We start from the raw sequence: 16,790 nt of genomic DNA on the forward strand, positions 1-16,790 counted from the left end.
GGGCACACTGACGTGCATGGACTTCACGATCAGACCTGTACGGCCCGAGGAGTACGAGACCCTCGGCGAGATCACCGGCCGGGCCTACCTCGACGACGGGTTCCTCCTCCATGGCGCGGACGACTGGTACTACGGGCATCTGCGGAACGTGGCCGGACGGGTCGAGGTGGCCGAGGTGCTCGCCGCCGTGGACGCGGACGGCGCCGTCCTCGGCGGCGTGACCTTCGTCCCGGCCCCCGGCGTGATGGGCGACCGCGCCCGCCCCGGCGAGACCGAGATCCGGATGCTGGCCGTCGACCGGGCGGCCCGCGGCCGAGGCGTCGGCGAGGCCCTCGTCCGGGCCTGTGTCGAGCGCGCGCGGGCCGTGGAGGGCTGCGAGAGGATCGTGCTGTCCACCCAGCCCGAGATGCGCACCGCGCACCGCATATACGAGCGCCTGGGCTTCCGCCGCGCTCCGGAACGGGACTGGGCCCCCATTCCCGAGCAGCCCGATTTCCTGCTGCTCTGCTACGCCCTGGAGTTGTAGGAATCCAGACGGCTCGTCAGACGACACACAACATGTGGGGGGTGCCGCGATCGGCGCCCCCCACATGTATGCTCGTCCTCGCTGTCGCCGCAGGGGAATCCGGTGGAAATCCGGAACTGTCCCGCAACGGTGCACTTCGCGCTTTTCGCGCGGAGAGAGTCCGAAGACCTGCCGATGGTGCGCCCGGTCCGTCCGTTCCGGGTGCCACAGACGTCCGGGCCTCGCGGAGTGGGCCGGTGGACGCGGTGCCGCCGTGTGCGTACGTACGCCACGGAGGCCCGTCGTTTCCCGCCTCCCCCGCCCTGGCCCCGAGCCGAGCGAGGGAGAGCCCCCACGTGACCATCGCGCCCGCCGATCCGGCTTCGGCCCAGGCTTCCGCCGTCGACAGCGACGGCCCCGGGACCGCGCTGCTGCGGACCCTGACCGAGCTGACCGCCGACCTCCCGGACACCGACCCCGGCCGGGTCGCCGCCGCCGCGCTGCGCGGCCGGCACCCCGGCTCGGACGCGGCGGAACTGCGCGAGCTGGCCACCGAGGCCGCCGCCGGCCTGATCGCCGAGGACCCGGCGTACTCCCGGCTCGCCGCCCGGCTCCTGACCATCACGATCACCGAGGAGGCGGCCGGTCAGGGCGCCGTGTCCTTCTCCGGCTCCGTCGCCGTCGGCCACCGCGAGGGCCTGATCGCCGACCGCACCGCCGACTTCGTCGCGCTGCACGCGGAGCGCCTCGACGCGGCGATCGACCCGGCCGCCGACGACCGCTTCGGCTACTTCGGTCTGCGCACGCTGTACTCGCGCTATCTGCTCCGGCACCCGATCACCCGCAAGGTGATCGAGACCCCGCAGCACTTCATGCTGCGCGTCGCCTCCGGCCTCGCCGAGAACGACTCGGCCCGCGCGCTCGACGAGGTCACGGCGCTGTACGGGCTGATGAGCCGGCTCGACTACCTGCCGTCCTCCCCCACCCTCTTCAACTCCGGCACCCGCCACCCGCAGATGTCGTCCTGCTACCTGCTCGACTCCCCGCTGGACGAGCTGGACTCCATCTACGACCGCTACCACCAGGTCGCGCGCCTGTCCAAGCACGCCGGCGGCATCGGCCTCGCCTACTCCCGCATCCGCGCCCGCGGTTCGCTGATCCGCGGCACCAACGGGCACTCCAACGGCATCGTCCCGTTCCTGAAGACCCTCGACGCCTCCGTCGCCGCCGTGAACCAGGGCGGCCGCCGCAAGGGCGCCGCCGCCGTCTATCTGGAGACCTGGCACGCGGACATCGAGGAGTTCCTGGAGCTCCGCGACAACACCGGCGAGGACGCCCGCCGCACCCACAACCTCAACCTGGCACACTGGATCCCGGACGAGTTCATGCGCCGGGTCGACGCGGACGGCGAGTGGTCGCTGTTCTCCCCGGCCGACGTGCCCGAGCTCGTCGACCTGTACGGCGAGGAGTTCGACGCCGCCTACCGCAGGGCCGAGGCGGCGGGCCTGGCCCGCAAGACCATGCCGGCCCGGGACCTGTACGGCCGGATGATGCGCACCCTCGCGCAGACCGGCAACGGCTGGATGACCTTCAAGGACGCCTCCAACCGCACCGCCAACCAGACCGCCGAGCCCGGCACGGTCGTGCACTCCTCGAACCTGTGCACCGAGATCATCGAGGTCACCGACGACGGCGAGACCGCCGTGTGCAACCTCGGCTCGGTCAACCTCGGCGCCTTCGTGCTCCAGGAGACGGGCGACCTCGACTGGGACCGGCTCGACGAGACCGTCCGCACGGCCGTCACCTTCCTCGACCGGGTCGTCGACATCAACTTCTACCCGACCGAGCAGGCCGGCCGCTCCAACGCCAAGTGGCGCCCGGTCGGCCTGGGCGCGATGGGCCTCCAGGACGTCTTCTTCAAGCTGAAGCTCCCCTTCGACTCGGCCGGAGCCCGCGCCCTGTCGACCCGCATCGCCGAGCGGATCATGCTCGCCGCGTACGAGGCCTCCGCCGACCTGGCCGAGCGCAACGGCCCGCTGCCCGCCTGGGAGAAGACCCGCACGGCCCGAGGCGTGCTGCACCCCGACCACTACGACGTCGAGCTCAACTGGCCGGAGCGCTGGGCCGCGCTGCGCGCGCGGATCGCGTCGACCGGCCTGCGCAACTCCCTCCTCCTCGCCATCGCCCCGACCGCGACGATCGCCTCGATCGCCGGCGTCTACGAGTGCATCGAGCCGCAGGTCTCCAACCTGTTCAAGCGCGAGACGCTGTCCGGCGAGTTCCTCCAGGTCAACTCGTACCTGGTCGCGGAGCTCAAGGAGCTCGGCGTGTGGGACGCGCAGACCCGCGAGGCGCTGCGCGAGGCCAACGGCTCGGTGGCCGGCTTCGGCTGGGTGCCGGCCGAGGTGCGCGAGCTGTACCGCACGGCCTGGGAGATCCCGCAGCGCGGCCTGATCGACATGGCCGCCGCCCGCACCCCCTTCCTCGACCAGTCGCAGTCCCTGAACCTGTTCATGGAGACGCCGACCATCGGCAAGCTGTCGTCGATGTACGCGTACGCCTGGAAGCAGGGCCTGAAGACCACGTACTACCTGCGCTCCCGCCCGGCGACCCGCATCGCCCGCGCCGCCCAGGCCACGACCATCCCCGTCCAGCAGGCCACACCCGACGCGGACGCCGTCGCCTGCTCCCTCGAAAACCCCGAGTCCTGCGAGGCCTGCCAGTGACGACCCCCAGCCGCAACCACAACCTGCTCGACCCGGGCTTCGAACTGACCCTGCGTCCGATGCGCTACCCGGACTTCTACGAGCGCTACCGCGACGCGATCAAGAACACCTGGACCGTGGAGGAGGTCGACCTCCACTCGGACGTCGCCGACCTCGCCAAGCTGTCCCCGGGCGAGCAGCACATGATCGGCCGTCTCGTCGCCTTCTTCGCGACCGGCGACTCGATCGTGGCCAACAACCTGGTGCTGACGCTCTACAAGCACATCAACTCCCCGGAGGCGCGGCTCTATCTCTCGCGCCAGCTCTTCGAGGAGGCCGTGCACGTCCAGTTCTATCTGACGCTGCTCGACACCTACCTGCCCGACCCGGACGACCGCGCCGCCGCGTTCGCCGCCGTCGAGAACATCCCCTCCATCCGCGAGAAGGCCCAGTTCTGCTTCAAGTGGATGGACTCGGTCGAGAAGATCGACCGCCTTGAGACGGCCGCCGACCGCCGCCGCTTCCTGCTGAACCTGATCTGCTTCGCCGCCTGCATCGAGGGCCTGTTCTTCTACGGCGCCTTCGCGTACGTCTACTGGTTCCGGTCCCGTGGTCTGCTGCACGGCCTGGCGACCGGCACCAACTGGGTGTTCCGCGACGAGACGATGCACATGAGCTTCGCCTTCGAGGTCGTGGACACCGTCCGCAAGGAGGAGCCGGAGCTCTTCGACGACGGGCTCCAGGCGCAGGTCACGGAGATGCTGAAGGAGGCCGTCGAGGCGGAGCTCCAGTTCGGCCGCGACCTGTGCGGCGAGGGCCTGCCGGGCATGAACACCGAGTCGATGCGCGAGTACCTCCAGTGCGTCGCCGACCAGCGGCTGACCCGCCTGGGCTTCGCCCCGGTGTACGGCTCGGAGAACCCGTTCTCCTTCATGGAGCTCCAGGGCGTCCAGGAACTGACCAACTTCTTCGAGCGCCGCCCGTCCGCCTACCAGGTGGCGGTCGAGGGCTCGGTGGACCTGGACGAGGACTTCTAGTCCGTACGACGAAGGGCCCCGCACTGCGAGGAGTGCGGGGCCCTTTCGCGTACGGACGCGGAGATCAGGCGTTCGGGACGATCTCGTAGCGCGGGGTGCCCTCTTCCATCTGGCGCAGGGCGTCCTTGCGGTCCCGCTTCGACAGCTTGTCGATGTAGAGGAAGCCGTAGAGGTGGTCGGTCTCGTGCTGGAGGCAGCGGGCGAAGTAGCCGGTGCCGCGGACCTTGATCGGGTTGCCCTGCATGTCCTGGCCGTTGACCTCGGCGTAGTCCGGGCGGGCCAGCTCGGCGTAGGCGGTGGGGACGGACAGGCAGCCCTCGTTGGAGTCGTCGAGGTGGCGCTGCTCGGCCGGCAGGTCGACGAGGACCGGGTTGACGACGTGGCCGACGTGGCGCTTGCCCTCGTCGTCCATGCAGTCGTAGACGAAGACCTTGAGGTCCACGCCGATCTGGTTGGCGGCGAGGCCGACGCCCTCGGCGGTGCGCTGGCTGGTGAACATGTCGTCGATGAGCTGCGCCAGCTCGGCGTCGAACTCGGTGACGTCCTTGCACTCCCGGTGCAGGACGGGGTTGCCCACGACCGTGATGGGGCGCGAGGTGCCGCGCTCGCGGTGGGCGGTCTCGCGGGCCTCGGTGTCCTCGGTGTCGACGATGAAGCCCTCGTCGTCCACGGCGTACACGCCCGTCTGCTCCTGCTCAGTGCCCTGCTGCGACATGTCCGCCGTACGCCTTCTTCCTGAGATCCGAGGGATCTGTCGTAGATGTGGGGTACAGCCTACGGGCAGCGGTCAGCAGACTTCTTCCAGATCACGCCATTCCCGGCTGTCCGGGCTGTCCGCCACCCAGCCGTCGAGCAGCCCGCGGACCAGGCCCGCGGGCGCCGCGATGCCGCACTCGCGCTCCGGCACCCACAGCTCGCCGGGCGAGCGGTGGCCCAGCGGACCGGGGTGCCCGGGCTCGCTGTGGTCGTGCGGGTCCAGGTGCTCGCCCTCGCCCTCGGCGCTCGGCATCGTCGACTCGGAGCAGGCGCGGCAGAGCAGCCGAACGGAGGACGACCAGTCCTCGGCGGCGAAGCCCGCGTCGGCGGCGAGCTGCTCCAGGGCGTCCCGGTCGGCCTCGGTGGCGGCCTCCAGGAGGACCACCCAGGTGGGCACGGGTGAGGGCGCCCACAGCTCGATCTCGTCGAAGACGGGGTAGGAGGGGCCCGCGCTGGTGGTGCGCTCGCCGTTGGGCACGCCGTCGTGGAGCACGACCTCGCCCCAGCGGCGGCCGGAGGACGGCAGCGGGATGGACAGGACCTCGATCCGGGCCGGGTCGAGCCGGCGGCCCCACACGACCTCGGCCTCGCCCTCCGGGGAGAGCCGCACGGCCGCGCTGCCCAGCTCCATGCCGGCCGGCTCGCCGGTGCCCGAGGCGGCTCCGGGCACCCTCAGTCCGTAGGCCTGCCAGGCGCGGCGGGCCAGCGGCCAGTCCTGCAGGGCGGTGGCGGCGATGCCCACGTTCCACCAGTCGGGGGCGCCGGTCTCCTTGTCGAGCAGGGCGACGGCGCGCAGGCCCGCGGCCCGGGCCTGTTCCCAGTCGTGGCGGAACTTGTGCAGCAGGGCCAGGTTGAACCAGGACTCGGAGAGCCAGGGCTCCAGGTCCGCCGCTCGCGTGAGCAGCGCGCCCGCGTCCTCGTACCGGCCGTCGCCGATCAGCGTGAACGCGCGGTCGGTGGCCTGCCGCCACGAGGCGGAGGGCCGATGCCGTACCTTCCCGAAGATCCTCACGATTCCCGCCTGCCGGTCGCTACACCCTCTTGTTCGCATCCAACCATGCCCGGTCGGACGCGCGCTCATTACCCATGGGTTACCCCGGTGGGACGGGGGCGATGCCCCTGGTGGCACCGGGCGGGGCACCGGGCGTGGCGGCGGCCGGGACGCCGCCACGGGCGAGCACCCGGGCGAGGGATTCGACCACGTCGGGGTGGTAGTCGCGGGCGGTGCCGAGCCGGAGCCGTTCCAGGGCGCCGAGGCCGCCGCCGGCGCGGTCGCCGGCCAGGTCGTCGTAGGCGTTCACGACCCGCACGATCCGGGCGGGCAGCGGCTGCTCGCGGTACGGGTCGGCCTGCCGCTCGACGATCCGGGCGACGGCCTCGGGGACCCCGGTCTGGCGCACCACGGCGGCGCCGAGCAGGGCGATCCGGCGCTGTTCCGCGGCGGGCAGCGGGGCGGTCGCGCCGCCGTCGACCGGGTCGACGAGGGAGAGCTGTCCGATGTCGTGCATGAGCGCCGCGTATTCGAGGTCGGTCAGCGCGGGCCCGGACAGGCCGAGCTCCCGGCCGACCGCCCGGCTGAGCGCGGCGACCCGGTGGACGTGCCCGGGCGGTGTGCAGCCGGCGATCTCGGTGGCGCGGGCGAGGGAGGCGATGGTCTGCCGGTTGGTGGTGCGCACGGCGGCCCAGCGGCGGAGCGAGACCTGGGTGAGGAGGAGCGGTACGGCGAAGACGGGCAGCGCCCAGAGGCCCGCGACGGCCACCCCGAGCGCCATCACGGCACCGGTGGCGCACACGGCGGAGCCGATGCCGAGCAGGGCGCGCAGCTCGTCGCGGAGCAGCGGCCCGTAGGGGTGCCCCTTGCGGGCCCGGCGCAGCAGGGCGGCGACGACGGCGTCGCAGAGGGCGGTGAGGAGCAGCAGAAGGAGCAGGAAGAGGGCGTACTGCGGGCCCTCGCCGATCCGGGCGGTGACGGTGCCCGCGTTGTAGAGGGGCTGGAAGCAGAGGGCGGCGAAGCCGACGGTGAGGACCCGGCGGGCGAGCTGGTCGGGGTCGGGTCCGTGGCCGCGGGCGATGTGCGGGACGATCCCGACGAGGCCGGCGGCGACGACCACGGCGACGGTCTGGAGCACCCCGTGGGTGGTGGGCCGGCCGGCGCTCTGGCCGAGCAGCGCGTACGCGAGGGCGCCGGCAGCGGCCAGCGGCGCGGGTTCCCGCTCGCTTCTTCGGGCGCCCCAGCGGGTGAGCTCGCCGACGGCGACGAGGACGCCGAAGGCGAGGGCGTGGCCGGGTTCGTCGAGGCCGTGCCAGAGGGTGCCGCCGAGGCCGGCGAGGGTGAGCAGCAGCGCGGCGCCGTGGACGAGGCCTACGGTGGCGCGGCCGCCGCTCACGCGGGCTCCTGGAGCGGGGCTTCGGATGCGGGAGCGGATGCGGGAGCGGCTGCGGCGGGCGCCGGCTCGGCCGGTCCGGGCGGCTCGGGGCCGCGCGGGGTCGGGACGGCCGGCTCGTCGGCGGTGACCTCGGTCTGCCAGCCGTGCCGGTGCAGGGCGCGGACCAGCGCCTCGACCATCCGCGGGTCGAACTGGCTGCCGGCGCACCGCTCCAGCTCGGCGAGCGCGGTGTCGACCGGCCGGGCGCGGCTGTAGCAGCGGGTGGAGGTCATGGCGTCGAAGGCGTCGGCGACGGCGACCACGCGCGCGTACTCGGGGATCTCATGGCCCTTGAGGCCGTACGGGTAGCCGGAACCGTCCATGCGTTCGTGGTGGTGCAGGATCGCCGTGCGGGCCTCGCCGAGGAAGCCGATGCCGCGCACCATCTCGTGCCCGTACTCGGGGTGCAGTTCGATGATCCGGCGCTCCTCGGGGGTGAGCGGGCCGTCCTTGCGGAGCACCCGGGTGGGCACGCCGAGCTTGCCGACGTCGTGCAGGATGCCGGCGAACCGCACGACCTCCAGGCGGGGTTCGTCCATGCCGAGCTCATGGGCGATCAGGACGGAGGCGCGGCCGACGCGTTCGCTGTGGCCGCGGGTGTAGCGGTCCTTGATGTCGACGGCCTGGACGAGGGCGCGGATGGTGGCCTGGTGGGCGGCGCGCTCGCGGTGGTACTGGGCGAAGCCCCAGCAGGACAGGTAGATGGGCAGCAGCGCGAACAGGGCGGCCACCGGCCCGTATGCGCTGCGCCACAGCACGGCCGTCATGAGTCCGGCGAGCCCGTGGACGGCGTGCGGGGCGAGGGCCCGGCCGAGGAGTCCGCGCCAGGCGGTGCGGAGCGGGTGCTGTTCGGCGGTGGCGCGGATGCCGCCGTCGAGGGCGGTGAGGACCAGGCAGAAGGTGAGGGCGGTGGCCCCGGCCGGAAGCAGCACGTAGGGGAAGTCGGGGGTCCGCGGGCCGAGGCCCAGGGACTCGTCGCAGCGCAGGGTGCGGCCGACGGTGGCCGCGGCCCAGACGGCCAGCGCGAGTTGGGCGGCCCGCCAGGTACGGCGCAGCGCGGCGGGCGGCCGGTCGACCCGGGTGAGCACGGCGCCCGGCAGGGCGGTGAGCGCGGCGGCGGAGGGCGGCAGCAGCAGCGCGGCGGCGATGAGGACGGGGAAGAAGGAGACGGGGCCCGAGGGTCCGCCGTCCCGGCCGCCGAGGGCGCCGCCGGAGCGCAGGCAGCGGGCGGGCAGCTCGCACAGCGGGTAGAGCGCGGCGAGCAGCAGCACCGTAGGCCAGGGGGTGCCGGCGGCGGGGCGTAACGCGGGCAGGGTGACCGCGGCGGCGGCCAGCAGGGCGCAGCCGATGAAAACGCGTGCCGTTCGCGGGACCACCATCACGCCTGTCACGCTAGCGAGTCGGGGTCGGCGGAGCGGCCGGGCACGGGCGATTCGCACCATCGGGTGATACAAGCCGATGGGCCGATAGACAGACCGGGAGCCGGGCGAGGTGCTCGCCCGGCTCCCGGTACGCGTCCTGTGTCCTGTGTCCGGTGTTCTGCGGCTACTGCTCCTGCGGAGCGGCGGGAGCCGCCGCGGTGGCGTCCTGCTCGGGGAGCAGATGGCCCTCGCGGATCAGCTCGATCCGGCCCATCACCTTGGCGCGCAGGTCGACCGGCACATCGTCGCTGCCGCAGCAGCGCTTGACCAGCTTCTTCACGGCCTGTTCCAGGCCGTACTTCTCCAGGCACGGGGAGCACTCCTCGAAGTGCACCTCGAACTTGGTGCATTCACCATCGGGCATCTCTCGGTCGAGGAACTCGTAGAGATGGTCCAAGACCTCTGAGCAGTCCGTCTCGTGCGGGTCTCCGCAGCTCATGAGCCCGAGCCTTTCAGATCGTGCGACGACTCACCGGCGCCCGCGGGTACCAGCCCGCGGTCGCGAGCGTAGTCCTCGAGCATGCCGCGCAGCTGGCGGCGGCCCCGGTGCAGTCGGGACATCACCGTACCGATGGGTGTACCCATGATGTCCGCGATCTCCTTGTACGCAAAGCCCTCTACGTCCGCGAGATAGACGGCGATGCGGAACTCCTCGGGGATCGCCTGCAGCGCTTCCTTCACGTCGGAGTCCGGCAGGTGGTCGAGGGCCTGCGACTCGGCGGAGCGCAGTCCGGTCGACATGTGCGACTCGGCGCGGGCGAGCTGCCAGTCCTCGATCTCCTCGGCAGCCGAGCGCTGGGGCTCACGCTGCTTCTTGCGGTACGAGTTGATGAAGGTGTTGGTGAGGATGCGGTACAGCCACGCCTTCAGGTTCGTGCCCTCGCGGAACTGGTGGAAGGAGCCGTACGCCTTCGCGTAGGTCTCCTGCACCAGGTCCTCGGCGTCCGCGGGGTTGCGCGTCATGCGCAGCGCGGCCGAGTACATCTGGTCGAGGTAGCCGAGGGCGTCCCGCTCGAAGCGCGCGTTGCGCTCCGCGGTCGTCTCCTCGGGGCCGTCGTCGGTCCCTGTGTCGGTCCCAGTGACCGGACCCACCTCCTCCAGCGCTGCGGCGAACCCGAACGCGGACCCGCTCGCTTCGGAGGATAGACGAGGAACCGCTCCGCCCGCCGCCCGAACAGGGGCGGTCTTGGGCCCGGGCAGCACTGTCCAGTCGAGGTCAGCGGCCTGCGGGCGCTCACGGCAGATGGCAGAACCCATGCGACGGACTCCCTCTTCCTTTGCTCCAAGCACCGATGTCCGTCACAACAGCACCGCCCCGCCCGGCATTCCCGGCCCGTGCCGGGCGGTCAGCGGAGTGACGCGAGCCACCCGGTGACCGCGCCCACCACGGTGTCCAGGGCCTCGTCCTGGGTGATCGGGGCGCGCTTGGGCACGGCGAGGCCGTGGTCCGCGTACGGCACCTCGGCGAGGGTGTGCGGGCCGGCCGGGAACTCTGCCGGTTTCCCGAAGGGGTCGTTGCCGCCCTGCACGACGAGGGTCGGCACTCCGGCGCCCAGTAGTTCGTCAGCTCGGGACCGTTCCGGCCTGCCCGGCGGGTGCAGTGGGAAGCTCAGCGCGAGGACGGCGCTCGCGCCGAGCTCGCCGGCGGTGCGGCAGGCGACCCGGGCGCCGGCGCTGCGGCCGCCGGCGATCACGGGCAGGCCGGGGGCGGCGAGCGCGGGCCACAGTCCGCGCCAGCCGGTGTCGAGGGTCTTCGGCGCGGGGGCGACCTTCTTGCCGGCGACCCGCCAGGGCTGCTCGACCAGGGCGACGCTCACGCCCTCGGCGGGCAGCGCGCCGGCCAGGGCCACCAGGTCGCGGGCCTCGATGCCGCCGCCGGCGCCGTGGCTCACCGCGAGCACCGTCCACGGCTTGCGCGCGGAGTGCCAGGTGATCCGGGCGTTCCCGGCGTCGGTCGGAACGATCTCGGTCTTGGTCACGTCCTCATCCTGCACCGACGGGGCCTCAGAACAGCGTCGCCTCCTCCGGGCCCTCCAGCTCCGTCAGCAGTTCGGGCCCGTTGTTGCGCACGTTGCTGACCGCCGTCGCCACCGGGTAGGCCCGCATCAGGCCTTCGGGCGGCGGGGCGAGCAGGGTGCCGAGCGCGCCGGGCGTGGTGCGGGCCGGGTCCAGCCAGGCGTCCCAGCGGTCGGGGGTGAGCATCAGCGGCATCCGGGGGTGGATGTCGGCGAGCGAGCGCGGGCCCTCGGCCGGGGCGACGCCCAGCGGCGCGGTCTCGGCCTCGGTGGTGACCACCGAGCAGGTCACCCACCAGGCGAGCGGGTGGGCGTCGGGCAGGGTGCGGTCGCGCCAGAACTCGTAGATCCCGGCCATCGCGAAGACCGAGCCGTCGGCGGGGGTCACGAAGTAGGGCTGCTTGCGGGCCCGCTTCCGCTTCCCCTCGACCTCGAGGTCGCGCTCGTCGGAGCCGGTCACCCACTCGTAATACCCGTCGGCCGGCACGATGCAGCGGCGCCGCGCGAAGGCCTCCTTGAAGGACGGCTTCTCGTGGAGGGTCTCCGCGCGCGCGTTGATCATCCGGGCGGCGCCCTCCGGTCCCTTGGCCCAGGACGGCACCAGGCCCCACTTCAGGACCCGCATCTGGCGAACCGGGCGCCGCGATTCCGCGTCTTTGAGAGGACGTTCCAGGATCACGTGGACCTGCTTGGTCGGGGCCACGTTCCAGTCGGGCGCCAGGGTCTCCTCCGGCTCCCACTTCTCGACCCCGAAGGCCGCCGCCAGCTCCTCGGGGCTCCTGCTCGCCGCATACCGTCCGCACATGCGTGCCACACTGCCACGCAACCGTCACCCACCGAGGAGCCGTCCACGCAATGAGCCCCGATCTCGACGTCCTCGGCACCCAGAGCGCGCCCGCGCTGTGGATCGTGATCGCCACGGGGGTCGCCGCCCTCGCCGCCGTCGTACCCCGCTCGATATGGCGCCTGTCCCGGAACGCGATCACCATCGCGCACGAGGGCGGGCACGGCCTGATCGCGCTCGTCACCGGCCGCCGTCTCCAGTCGATCCGGCTGCACTCGGACACCAGCGGACTCACCGTCTCGCGCGGCCGCCCCACCGGCCTCGGCATGATCCTCACGGCCGCCGCCGGCTACACCGCGGCCCCGCTGCTCGGCCTCGGCGGCGCCGCGCTGCTCTCCTCGCACCGGATCACCCTGCTGCTGTGGCTGGCCACGGCGCTGCTGCTCGCGATGCTGCTGATGGTGCGCAACGCGTACGGGATCTTCACGGTGCTGCTCACCGGCGCCGCCTTCCTGCTCGTCTCCTGGCTGACCGGCCCGGACGTGCAGTCGGTGTTCGCGTACACGGTGGTGTGGTTCCTGCTGCTCGGCGGGGTGCGTCCGGCCTTCGAGCTGCAGGCCAAGCGGCGGCACGGGGACGCTGGCGACTCCGACGCGGACCAGCTGGGCCGCCTCACCCACGTACCGCCCACGCTGTGGCTGCTGTTCTTCCACGCGGTCTCGATCTGTGCCCTGATCGGCGGCGGACGCTGGCTGCTCGCCGTGTAGCGGCCTCTCTTCGCCCCCGTACAGTGAGGGCATGACCGACAGCACCCCGTCCACCGATCCGCTCACCGGCCACTGGCCCGCCCCGTACGCGGGCGGCGGCGTCGACGCCACCGTCACCGTGCCCGGATCGAAGTCGGTCACCAACCGCGCCCTGGTGCTCGCCGCACTCGCGGCCGAGCCGGGCTGGGTGCGCCGCCCGCTGCGCTCGCGCGACACCGTGCTGATGGCCGACGCGCTGCGCACCCTCGGCGTGAAGATCGACGAGACCGTGTCTTCCAGTTCCTCCGTCACGGGGGTCCCTTCCGGCACCGGCGAGGCCTGGCGGATCATCCCGGCCGGGCTGCGCGGCCCGGCGACCGTGGACGTCGGCAACGCCGGCACGGTCATGCGCTTCCTGCCGCCGGTCGCCGCGCTCGCCGACGGGCCGGTCCGCTTCGACGGCGACCCGCGCTCCCACGAGCGCCCGCTGCACGGCGTGATCGACGCGCTGCGCGCGCTCGGCGCCCGGATCGACGACGACGGGCGCGGCGCGCTGCCGATGACCGTGCACGGCGGCGGCGGTCTCGAGGGCGGTGTCGTGGAGATCGACGCCTCCTCGTCCTCGCAGTTCGTCAGCGCCCTGCTGCTCTCCGGCGCCCGCTTCAACCAGGGCGTGGAGGTACGGCACGTGGGCGGCCGGCTGCCCTCGCTGCCGCACATCCGGATGACGGTCGACATGCTGCGCGCGGTCGGCGCGCAGGTCGACGAGCCGGAGCACGGCGGGCGCCCCGACGTGTGGCGGGTCGCCCCGTCCGCGCTGCTCGGCCGCGACCTGGTGGTGGAGCCCGACCTGTCGAACGCCCAGCCGTTCCTGGCCGCCGCGCTGGTGACCGGCGGGCGGGTCACCGTGCCGGACTGGCCGGCCAGGACCACCCAGCCCGGTGACGCGCTGCGGGAGATCTTCACCGAGATGGGTGGCTCCTGCGAGCTCACCGACCGGGGCCTGACCTTCACCGGCACCGGCCGGATCCACGGCATCGACGTCGACCTCGGCGAGGTCGGCGAGCTGACCCCGGGCATCGCGGCGGTCGCCGCGCTCGCCGACTCCCCCTCCACCCTGCGCGGTGTCGCGCATCTGCGGCTGCACGAGACCGACCGGCTCGCCGCGCTGACGAAGGAGATCAACGGGCTCGGCGGCGACGTCACGGAGACCGAGGACGGTCTGCACATCCGCCCGCGCCCGCTGCGCGGCGGCGTGTTCCACACGTACCACGACCACCGGATGGCGACCGCGGGCGCGGTCATCGGCCTGGCCGTCGAGGGCGTGGAGATCGAGAACGTGAAGACGACCGAGAAGACCTTGCCCGACTTCCCGAGGATGTGGACCGAAATGCTCGGAGTCTGAGCCATGCGGCGTTACGGCAAGCACACCGACGCGGACGACATCCGCCAGCGCCCCAACCGCAAGGGCAGCCGCCCCCGGACCAACATCCGTCCCAAGCACGAGGACGCGGTCGAGGGCATGGTCCTCACCGTGGACCGCGGCCGGCTGACCTGTCTGGTCGAGGACCGGACCGTGATGGCGATGAAGGCCCGCGAGCTGGGCCGCAAGGCCGCCGTGGTCGGCGACCGGGTCTCCCTGGTGGGCGACCTGTCCGGCGAGAAGGACACCCTGGCCCGGATCGTGCGGATCGGCGAGCGCAGCTCGGTGCTGCGCCGCACGGCCGATGACGACGACCCGTACGAGCGGGTGGTCGTCGCCAACGCCGACCAGCTGGCGATCGTGACCGCGCTCGCCGACCCCGAGCCGCGCCCCCGGCTGATCGACCGCTGTCTGGTCGCGGCCTACGACGGCGGGCTCGACCCCTTCCTGGTGCTCACCAAGTCGGACCTGGCCCCGCCTTCGATGCTCCTGGAGCTGTACGGCGCCCTGGACATCCCGTACGTGGTGGTGAACCGCGAGGAGCTGTACGACGGCGGGGCGGCGGACCGGGTGCGCGAGTACCTGGGCGACCGGGTCACCGCGTTCGTGGGGCACTCGGGCGTGGGCAAGACGACGCTGGTGAACGCGCTCGTGCCGGAGGAGCGGCGGCGGCTCACCGGCCATGTGAACGCGGTGACCGGCCGCGGCCGGCACACCACGACCTCGGCGCTCGCGCTGCCGCTGGACAAGGTCGACGGCTGGGTGATCGACACCCCGGGCGTGCGGTCCTTCGGTCTGCACCACGTCGATCCGTCCCGGGTCATCCACGCCTTCCCGGACCTGGAGCCGGGCACCGAGGACTGCCCGCGGGCGTGCAGCCACGACGAGCCGGACTGCGCGCTCGACGCCTGGGTGGCCGAGGGCCACGCGGACCCGGCCCGGCTGTACTCGCTGCGCCGGCTGCTCGCGACCCGCGAGCGCCGCGAGGGCGACTGACCGCGCACGTTTGCGAGTCACCGCGGCTGGTAAGTGCATAATCGCACCAAGTGATCCATATGGGGCGTGGGAGGCACTGACGATGGCGTGGCTGCTGGTGGTGGTCGCCGGGCTCCTGGAGACGGGTTTCGCGGTGTGCCTGAAGCTCTCGCACGGCTTCACCCGGCTGTGGCCGACGGTCGCGTTCGCCGCCTTCGCGCTCGGCAGCTTCGGACTGCTGACCCTGGCGCTGCGCAAGCTGGACGTGGGTCCGGCGTACGCGGTGTGGACCGGGATCGGTGCGGCGGGCACCGCGATCTACGGGATGATCTTCCTCGGCGACGTCGTGTCCACGCTCAAGATCGTCTCGATCACGCTGGTGATCGTCGGGGTGATCGGCCTCCAGCTCTCCGGCTCCGCGCACTGAGCGTCGCCGCCCTCGGTGCCCGTGCCTTGTGCGTCCGCGCCTCGGGCGTCCGTGCCTCGGGCGTCGGCGCGCCGGGCGACCGGGACGGCGATCGGGGGCGCCACGACATGACTGAGGGCGAACCGCACCGCGAGTTCGCACGAGGCGGCCCACCGCTCCCCCGCGCAGGCGGCGGTCTCGGCGACCAGTTCGCCGGGCGCGGGCGGCCCGGCGTCGGCACGCCGCTGGGCGGGTACGGGAGCGGGCCGGGCGCCGGCCCGGGCGGGCCGCGGCCGGGGCAGGGCCTCGTTCCAGGCGTCGGTGAGCAGGGCCCGCAGGATCGGGCGCTCGGCGGCCCGCGCCACGGTCCACTCGGCGACGGCGACCAGATTGCGCTCGGGCGGTGCGGGGGTGGCGAGCACCCGCCGTACCCCCAGGAGATAGGTGTCGGCCTCGCGCCGGACGAGGGCCCGGGCGAGCCCCTCCTTGCTGCCGAACTCGTTGTAGAGGGTCTGCCGGGACACCCGGGCGCGGGCGGCCACGTCGACCATCCGCACGGCGGACCAGGGCAGGGTGCCGAGGGCCGCGAGGGCCGTGTCGAGCAGGGACTCTCGGGCAGTCGGCATCGTCGCCTCCCAGCCGGATCGGTTCTGCGCTCAGCGTTGACGGACGAACACGCAGTGTCAAGGGTCGCCGCCGGGCGACGCGTCTTCGGGGGATAGAGTTTCGACCATGGCCGATTACCACGACGATCTGCGTCTCGCCCATGTCCTCGCGGATGCCGCGGACGCGGCCACGATGGACCGGTTCCAGGCGCTCGACCTGAAGGTCGAGACGAAGCCCGACATGACTCCGGTCAGCGAGGCGGACAAGGCGGCCGAGGAGCTGATCCGCGGACAGCTGCAGCGCGCCAGGCCGCGGGACGCGATCCTCGGCGAGGAGTACGGCGTGGAGGGCTCGGGCCCGCGCCGCTGGGTGATCGACCCGATCGACGGCACCAAGAACTATGTGCGCGGGGTGCCGGTGTGGGCGACCCTGATCGCGCTGATGGAGGCTGGCGAGACCGGTTTCCAGCCGGTGGTGGGCGTGGTGTCGGCCCCGGCGCTCGGCCGCCGCTGGTGGGCCGCGAAGGGACTCGGCGCGTACACCGGCCGCAGCCTGGCCTCGGCGAGCCGGATCGGGGTCTCGAAGGTCGGGCGTCTGGAGGACGCCTCCTTCGCGTACTCCAGCCTGACCGGCTGGGAGGAGCGGGGCCGGCTCGACGGCTTCCTGGACCTCACCCGCGCCGTCTGGCGGACCCGGGCGTACGGGGACTTCTGGCCGTACATGATGGTCGCCGAGGGCTCGGTCGACCTGTGCGCCGAGCCGGAGCTGTCGCTGTGGGACATGGCGGCCACGGCGATCGTGGTGCAGGAGGCCGGCGGCACCTTCACCGGGCTCGACGGGCGGCACGGCCCCCACAGCGGCAACGCGGCGGCGTCGAACGGGCTGCTCCACGGCGAGCTGCTGAGCTATCTCAACACGGAACCGCCGCAGCAGGGCTGAGCCCCCGTCACACCCGATCCACCGTCACACCCCGGCCGCCACACGC

At 72.8% G+C, this 16,790-nt stretch carries 17 protein-coding genes and 1 riboswitch; of the genes, 8 read left to right on the forward strand and 9 right to left on the reverse strand.

The window, feature by feature from the left end; translation table 11 throughout:
- The first annotated feature begins 16 nt into the window (after window positions 1–16).
- The 3 genes from AB0M18_RS04975 to AB0M18_RS04985 all read left to right on the forward strand — a co-directional run bounded on the left by AB0M18_RS04975 (window position 17) and on the right by AB0M18_RS04985 (window position 4,247).
- Window positions 17–526 (forward strand): GNAT family N-acetyltransferase, encoded by a 510-nt coding sequence (locus AB0M18_RS04975; protein ID WP_365755386.1) that lies wholly within the window; start codon window positions 17–19, stop codon window positions 524–526.
- A gap of 34 nt (window positions 527–560) precedes the next feature.
- Window positions 561–717: riboswitch (cobalamin riboswitch) on the forward strand.
- A 144-nt stretch (window positions 718–861) separates the two neighbouring features.
- Window positions 862–3,231, forward strand: coding sequence for a ribonucleoside-diphosphate reductase subunit alpha (locus AB0M18_RS04980; RefSeq protein ID WP_365755387.1), 2,370 nt, complete (start codon window positions 862–864; stop codon window positions 3,229–3,231).
- Complete coding sequence (locus AB0M18_RS04985; RefSeq protein ID WP_365755388.1) at window positions 3,228–4,247, forward strand: ribonucleotide-diphosphate reductase subunit beta; 1,020 nt, start codon at window positions 3,228–3,230, stop codon at window positions 4,245–4,247. The genes AB0M18_RS04980 and AB0M18_RS04985 overlap by 4 nt, the downstream gene beginning before the upstream one ends.
- Window positions 4,248–4,311: 64 nt before the next feature.
- Here AB0M18_RS04985 and def read toward each other — a convergent pair whose 3' ends face one another.
- The 8 genes from def to AB0M18_RS05025 all read right to left on the reverse strand — a co-directional run bounded on the left by def (window position 4,312) and on the right by AB0M18_RS05025 (window position 11,670).
- The gene (gene def, locus AB0M18_RS04990) at window positions 4,312–4,962 is read right to left on the reverse strand and encodes a peptide deformylase (protein WP_365755389.1); all 651 of its coding nucleotides are present in this window, start codon (window positions 4,960–4,962) and stop codon (window positions 4,312–4,314) included.
- 72 nt (window positions 4,963–5,034) lie between these two features.
- Window positions 5,035–6,015, reverse strand: a complete 981-nt coding sequence (locus AB0M18_RS04995; protein WP_265866586.1) for a hypothetical protein — start codon at window positions 6,013–6,015, stop codon at window positions 5,035–5,037.
- Window positions 6,016–6,094: 79 nt separating this feature from the next.
- A complete protein-coding gene (locus AB0M18_RS05000; RefSeq protein WP_365755390.1) occupies window positions 6,095–7,390 on the reverse strand; it encodes an HD domain-containing protein in 1,296 nt (431 codons plus the stop codon).
- Window positions 7,387–8,811: an HD-GYP domain-containing protein gene (locus AB0M18_RS05005; protein ID WP_365755391.1), complete on the reverse strand. Its 1,425-nt coding sequence runs from the start codon at window positions 8,809–8,811 to the stop codon at window positions 7,387–7,389. The genes AB0M18_RS05000 and AB0M18_RS05005 overlap by 4 nt, the downstream gene beginning before the upstream one ends.
- A gap of 163 nt (window positions 8,812–8,974) precedes the next feature.
- On the reverse strand, window positions 8,975–9,289 hold the full coding sequence (gene rsrA, locus AB0M18_RS05010) for a mycothiol system anti-sigma-R factor (protein ID WP_365755392.1): 315 nt from the start codon (window positions 9,287–9,289) through the stop codon (window positions 8,975–8,977).
- Window positions 9,286–9,942 carry a sigma-70 family RNA polymerase sigma factor gene (locus AB0M18_RS05015; RefSeq protein ID WP_265866716.1) on the reverse strand — a complete coding sequence of 219 codons (657 nt, stop codon included), beginning with the start codon at window positions 9,940–9,942 and terminating at the stop codon, window positions 9,286–9,288. The genes rsrA and AB0M18_RS05015 overlap by 4 nt, the downstream gene beginning before the upstream one ends.
- 254 nt (window positions 9,943–10,196) lie before the next feature.
- Window positions 10,197–10,829 carry an alpha/beta family hydrolase gene (locus AB0M18_RS05020; protein ID WP_365755393.1) on the reverse strand — a complete coding sequence of 211 codons (633 nt, stop codon included), beginning with the start codon at window positions 10,827–10,829 and terminating at the stop codon, window positions 10,197–10,199.
- A 25-nt stretch (window positions 10,830–10,854) separates the two neighbouring features.
- Window positions 10,855–11,670 carry an SOS response-associated peptidase gene (locus tag AB0M18_RS05025; RefSeq protein ID WP_365755394.1) on the reverse strand — a complete coding sequence of 272 codons (816 nt, stop codon included), beginning with the start codon at window positions 11,668–11,670 and terminating at the stop codon, window positions 10,855–10,857.
- Between the two features lie 50 nt (window positions 11,671–11,720).
- Between AB0M18_RS05025 and AB0M18_RS05030 the strand changes: the two genes are divergently transcribed.
- The 4 genes from AB0M18_RS05030 to AB0M18_RS05045 all read left to right on the forward strand — a co-directional run bounded on the left by AB0M18_RS05030 (window position 11,721) and on the right by AB0M18_RS05045 (window position 15,220).
- Complete coding sequence (locus tag AB0M18_RS05030) at window positions 11,721–12,416, forward strand: M50 family metallopeptidase (RefSeq protein WP_365755395.1); 696 nt, start codon at window positions 11,721–11,723, stop codon at window positions 12,414–12,416.
- A gap of 31 nt (window positions 12,417–12,447) precedes the next feature.
- On the forward strand, window positions 12,448–13,800 hold the full coding sequence (aroA, locus tag AB0M18_RS05035) for a 3-phosphoshikimate 1-carboxyvinyltransferase (protein ID WP_365755396.1): 1,353 nt from the start codon (window positions 12,448–12,450) through the stop codon (window positions 13,798–13,800).
- A 3-nt stretch (window positions 13,801–13,803) separates the two neighbouring features.
- Window positions 13,804–14,814, forward strand: coding sequence for a ribosome small subunit-dependent GTPase A (gene rsgA / locus AB0M18_RS05040; RefSeq protein WP_365755397.1), 1,011 nt, complete (start codon window positions 13,804–13,806; stop codon window positions 14,812–14,814).
- An 82-nt stretch (window positions 14,815–14,896) separates the two neighbouring features.
- Window positions 14,897–15,220 carry a multidrug efflux SMR transporter gene (locus tag AB0M18_RS05045; protein ID WP_365755398.1) on the forward strand — a complete coding sequence of 108 codons (324 nt, stop codon included), beginning with the start codon at window positions 14,897–14,899 and terminating at the stop codon, window positions 15,218–15,220.
- On the opposite strand, the gene AB0M18_RS05050 is transcribed toward AB0M18_RS05045, so the two are convergent.
- Entirely contained in the window at window positions 15,112–15,825 is a 714-nt protein-coding gene (locus tag AB0M18_RS05050; RefSeq protein ID WP_365755399.1) for a TetR family transcriptional regulator, read from the reverse strand. The genes AB0M18_RS05045 and AB0M18_RS05050 overlap by 109 nt on opposite strands.
- Window positions 15,826–15,931: 106 nt before the next feature.
- On the opposite strand from AB0M18_RS05050, the gene hisN reads away from it, so the two are divergent.
- The gene (gene hisN / locus AB0M18_RS05055; protein WP_365755400.1) at window positions 15,932–16,744 is read left to right on the forward strand and encodes a histidinol-phosphatase; all 813 of its coding nucleotides are present in this window, start codon (window positions 15,932–15,934) and stop codon (window positions 16,742–16,744) included.
- Window positions 16,745–16,790: the final 46 nt, after the last annotated feature.

The organism is Streptomyces sp. NPDC051909 (genome assembly GCF_040681095.1).
Lineage (GTDB): Bacteria > Actinomycetota > Actinomycetes > Streptomycetales > Streptomycetaceae > Streptomyces.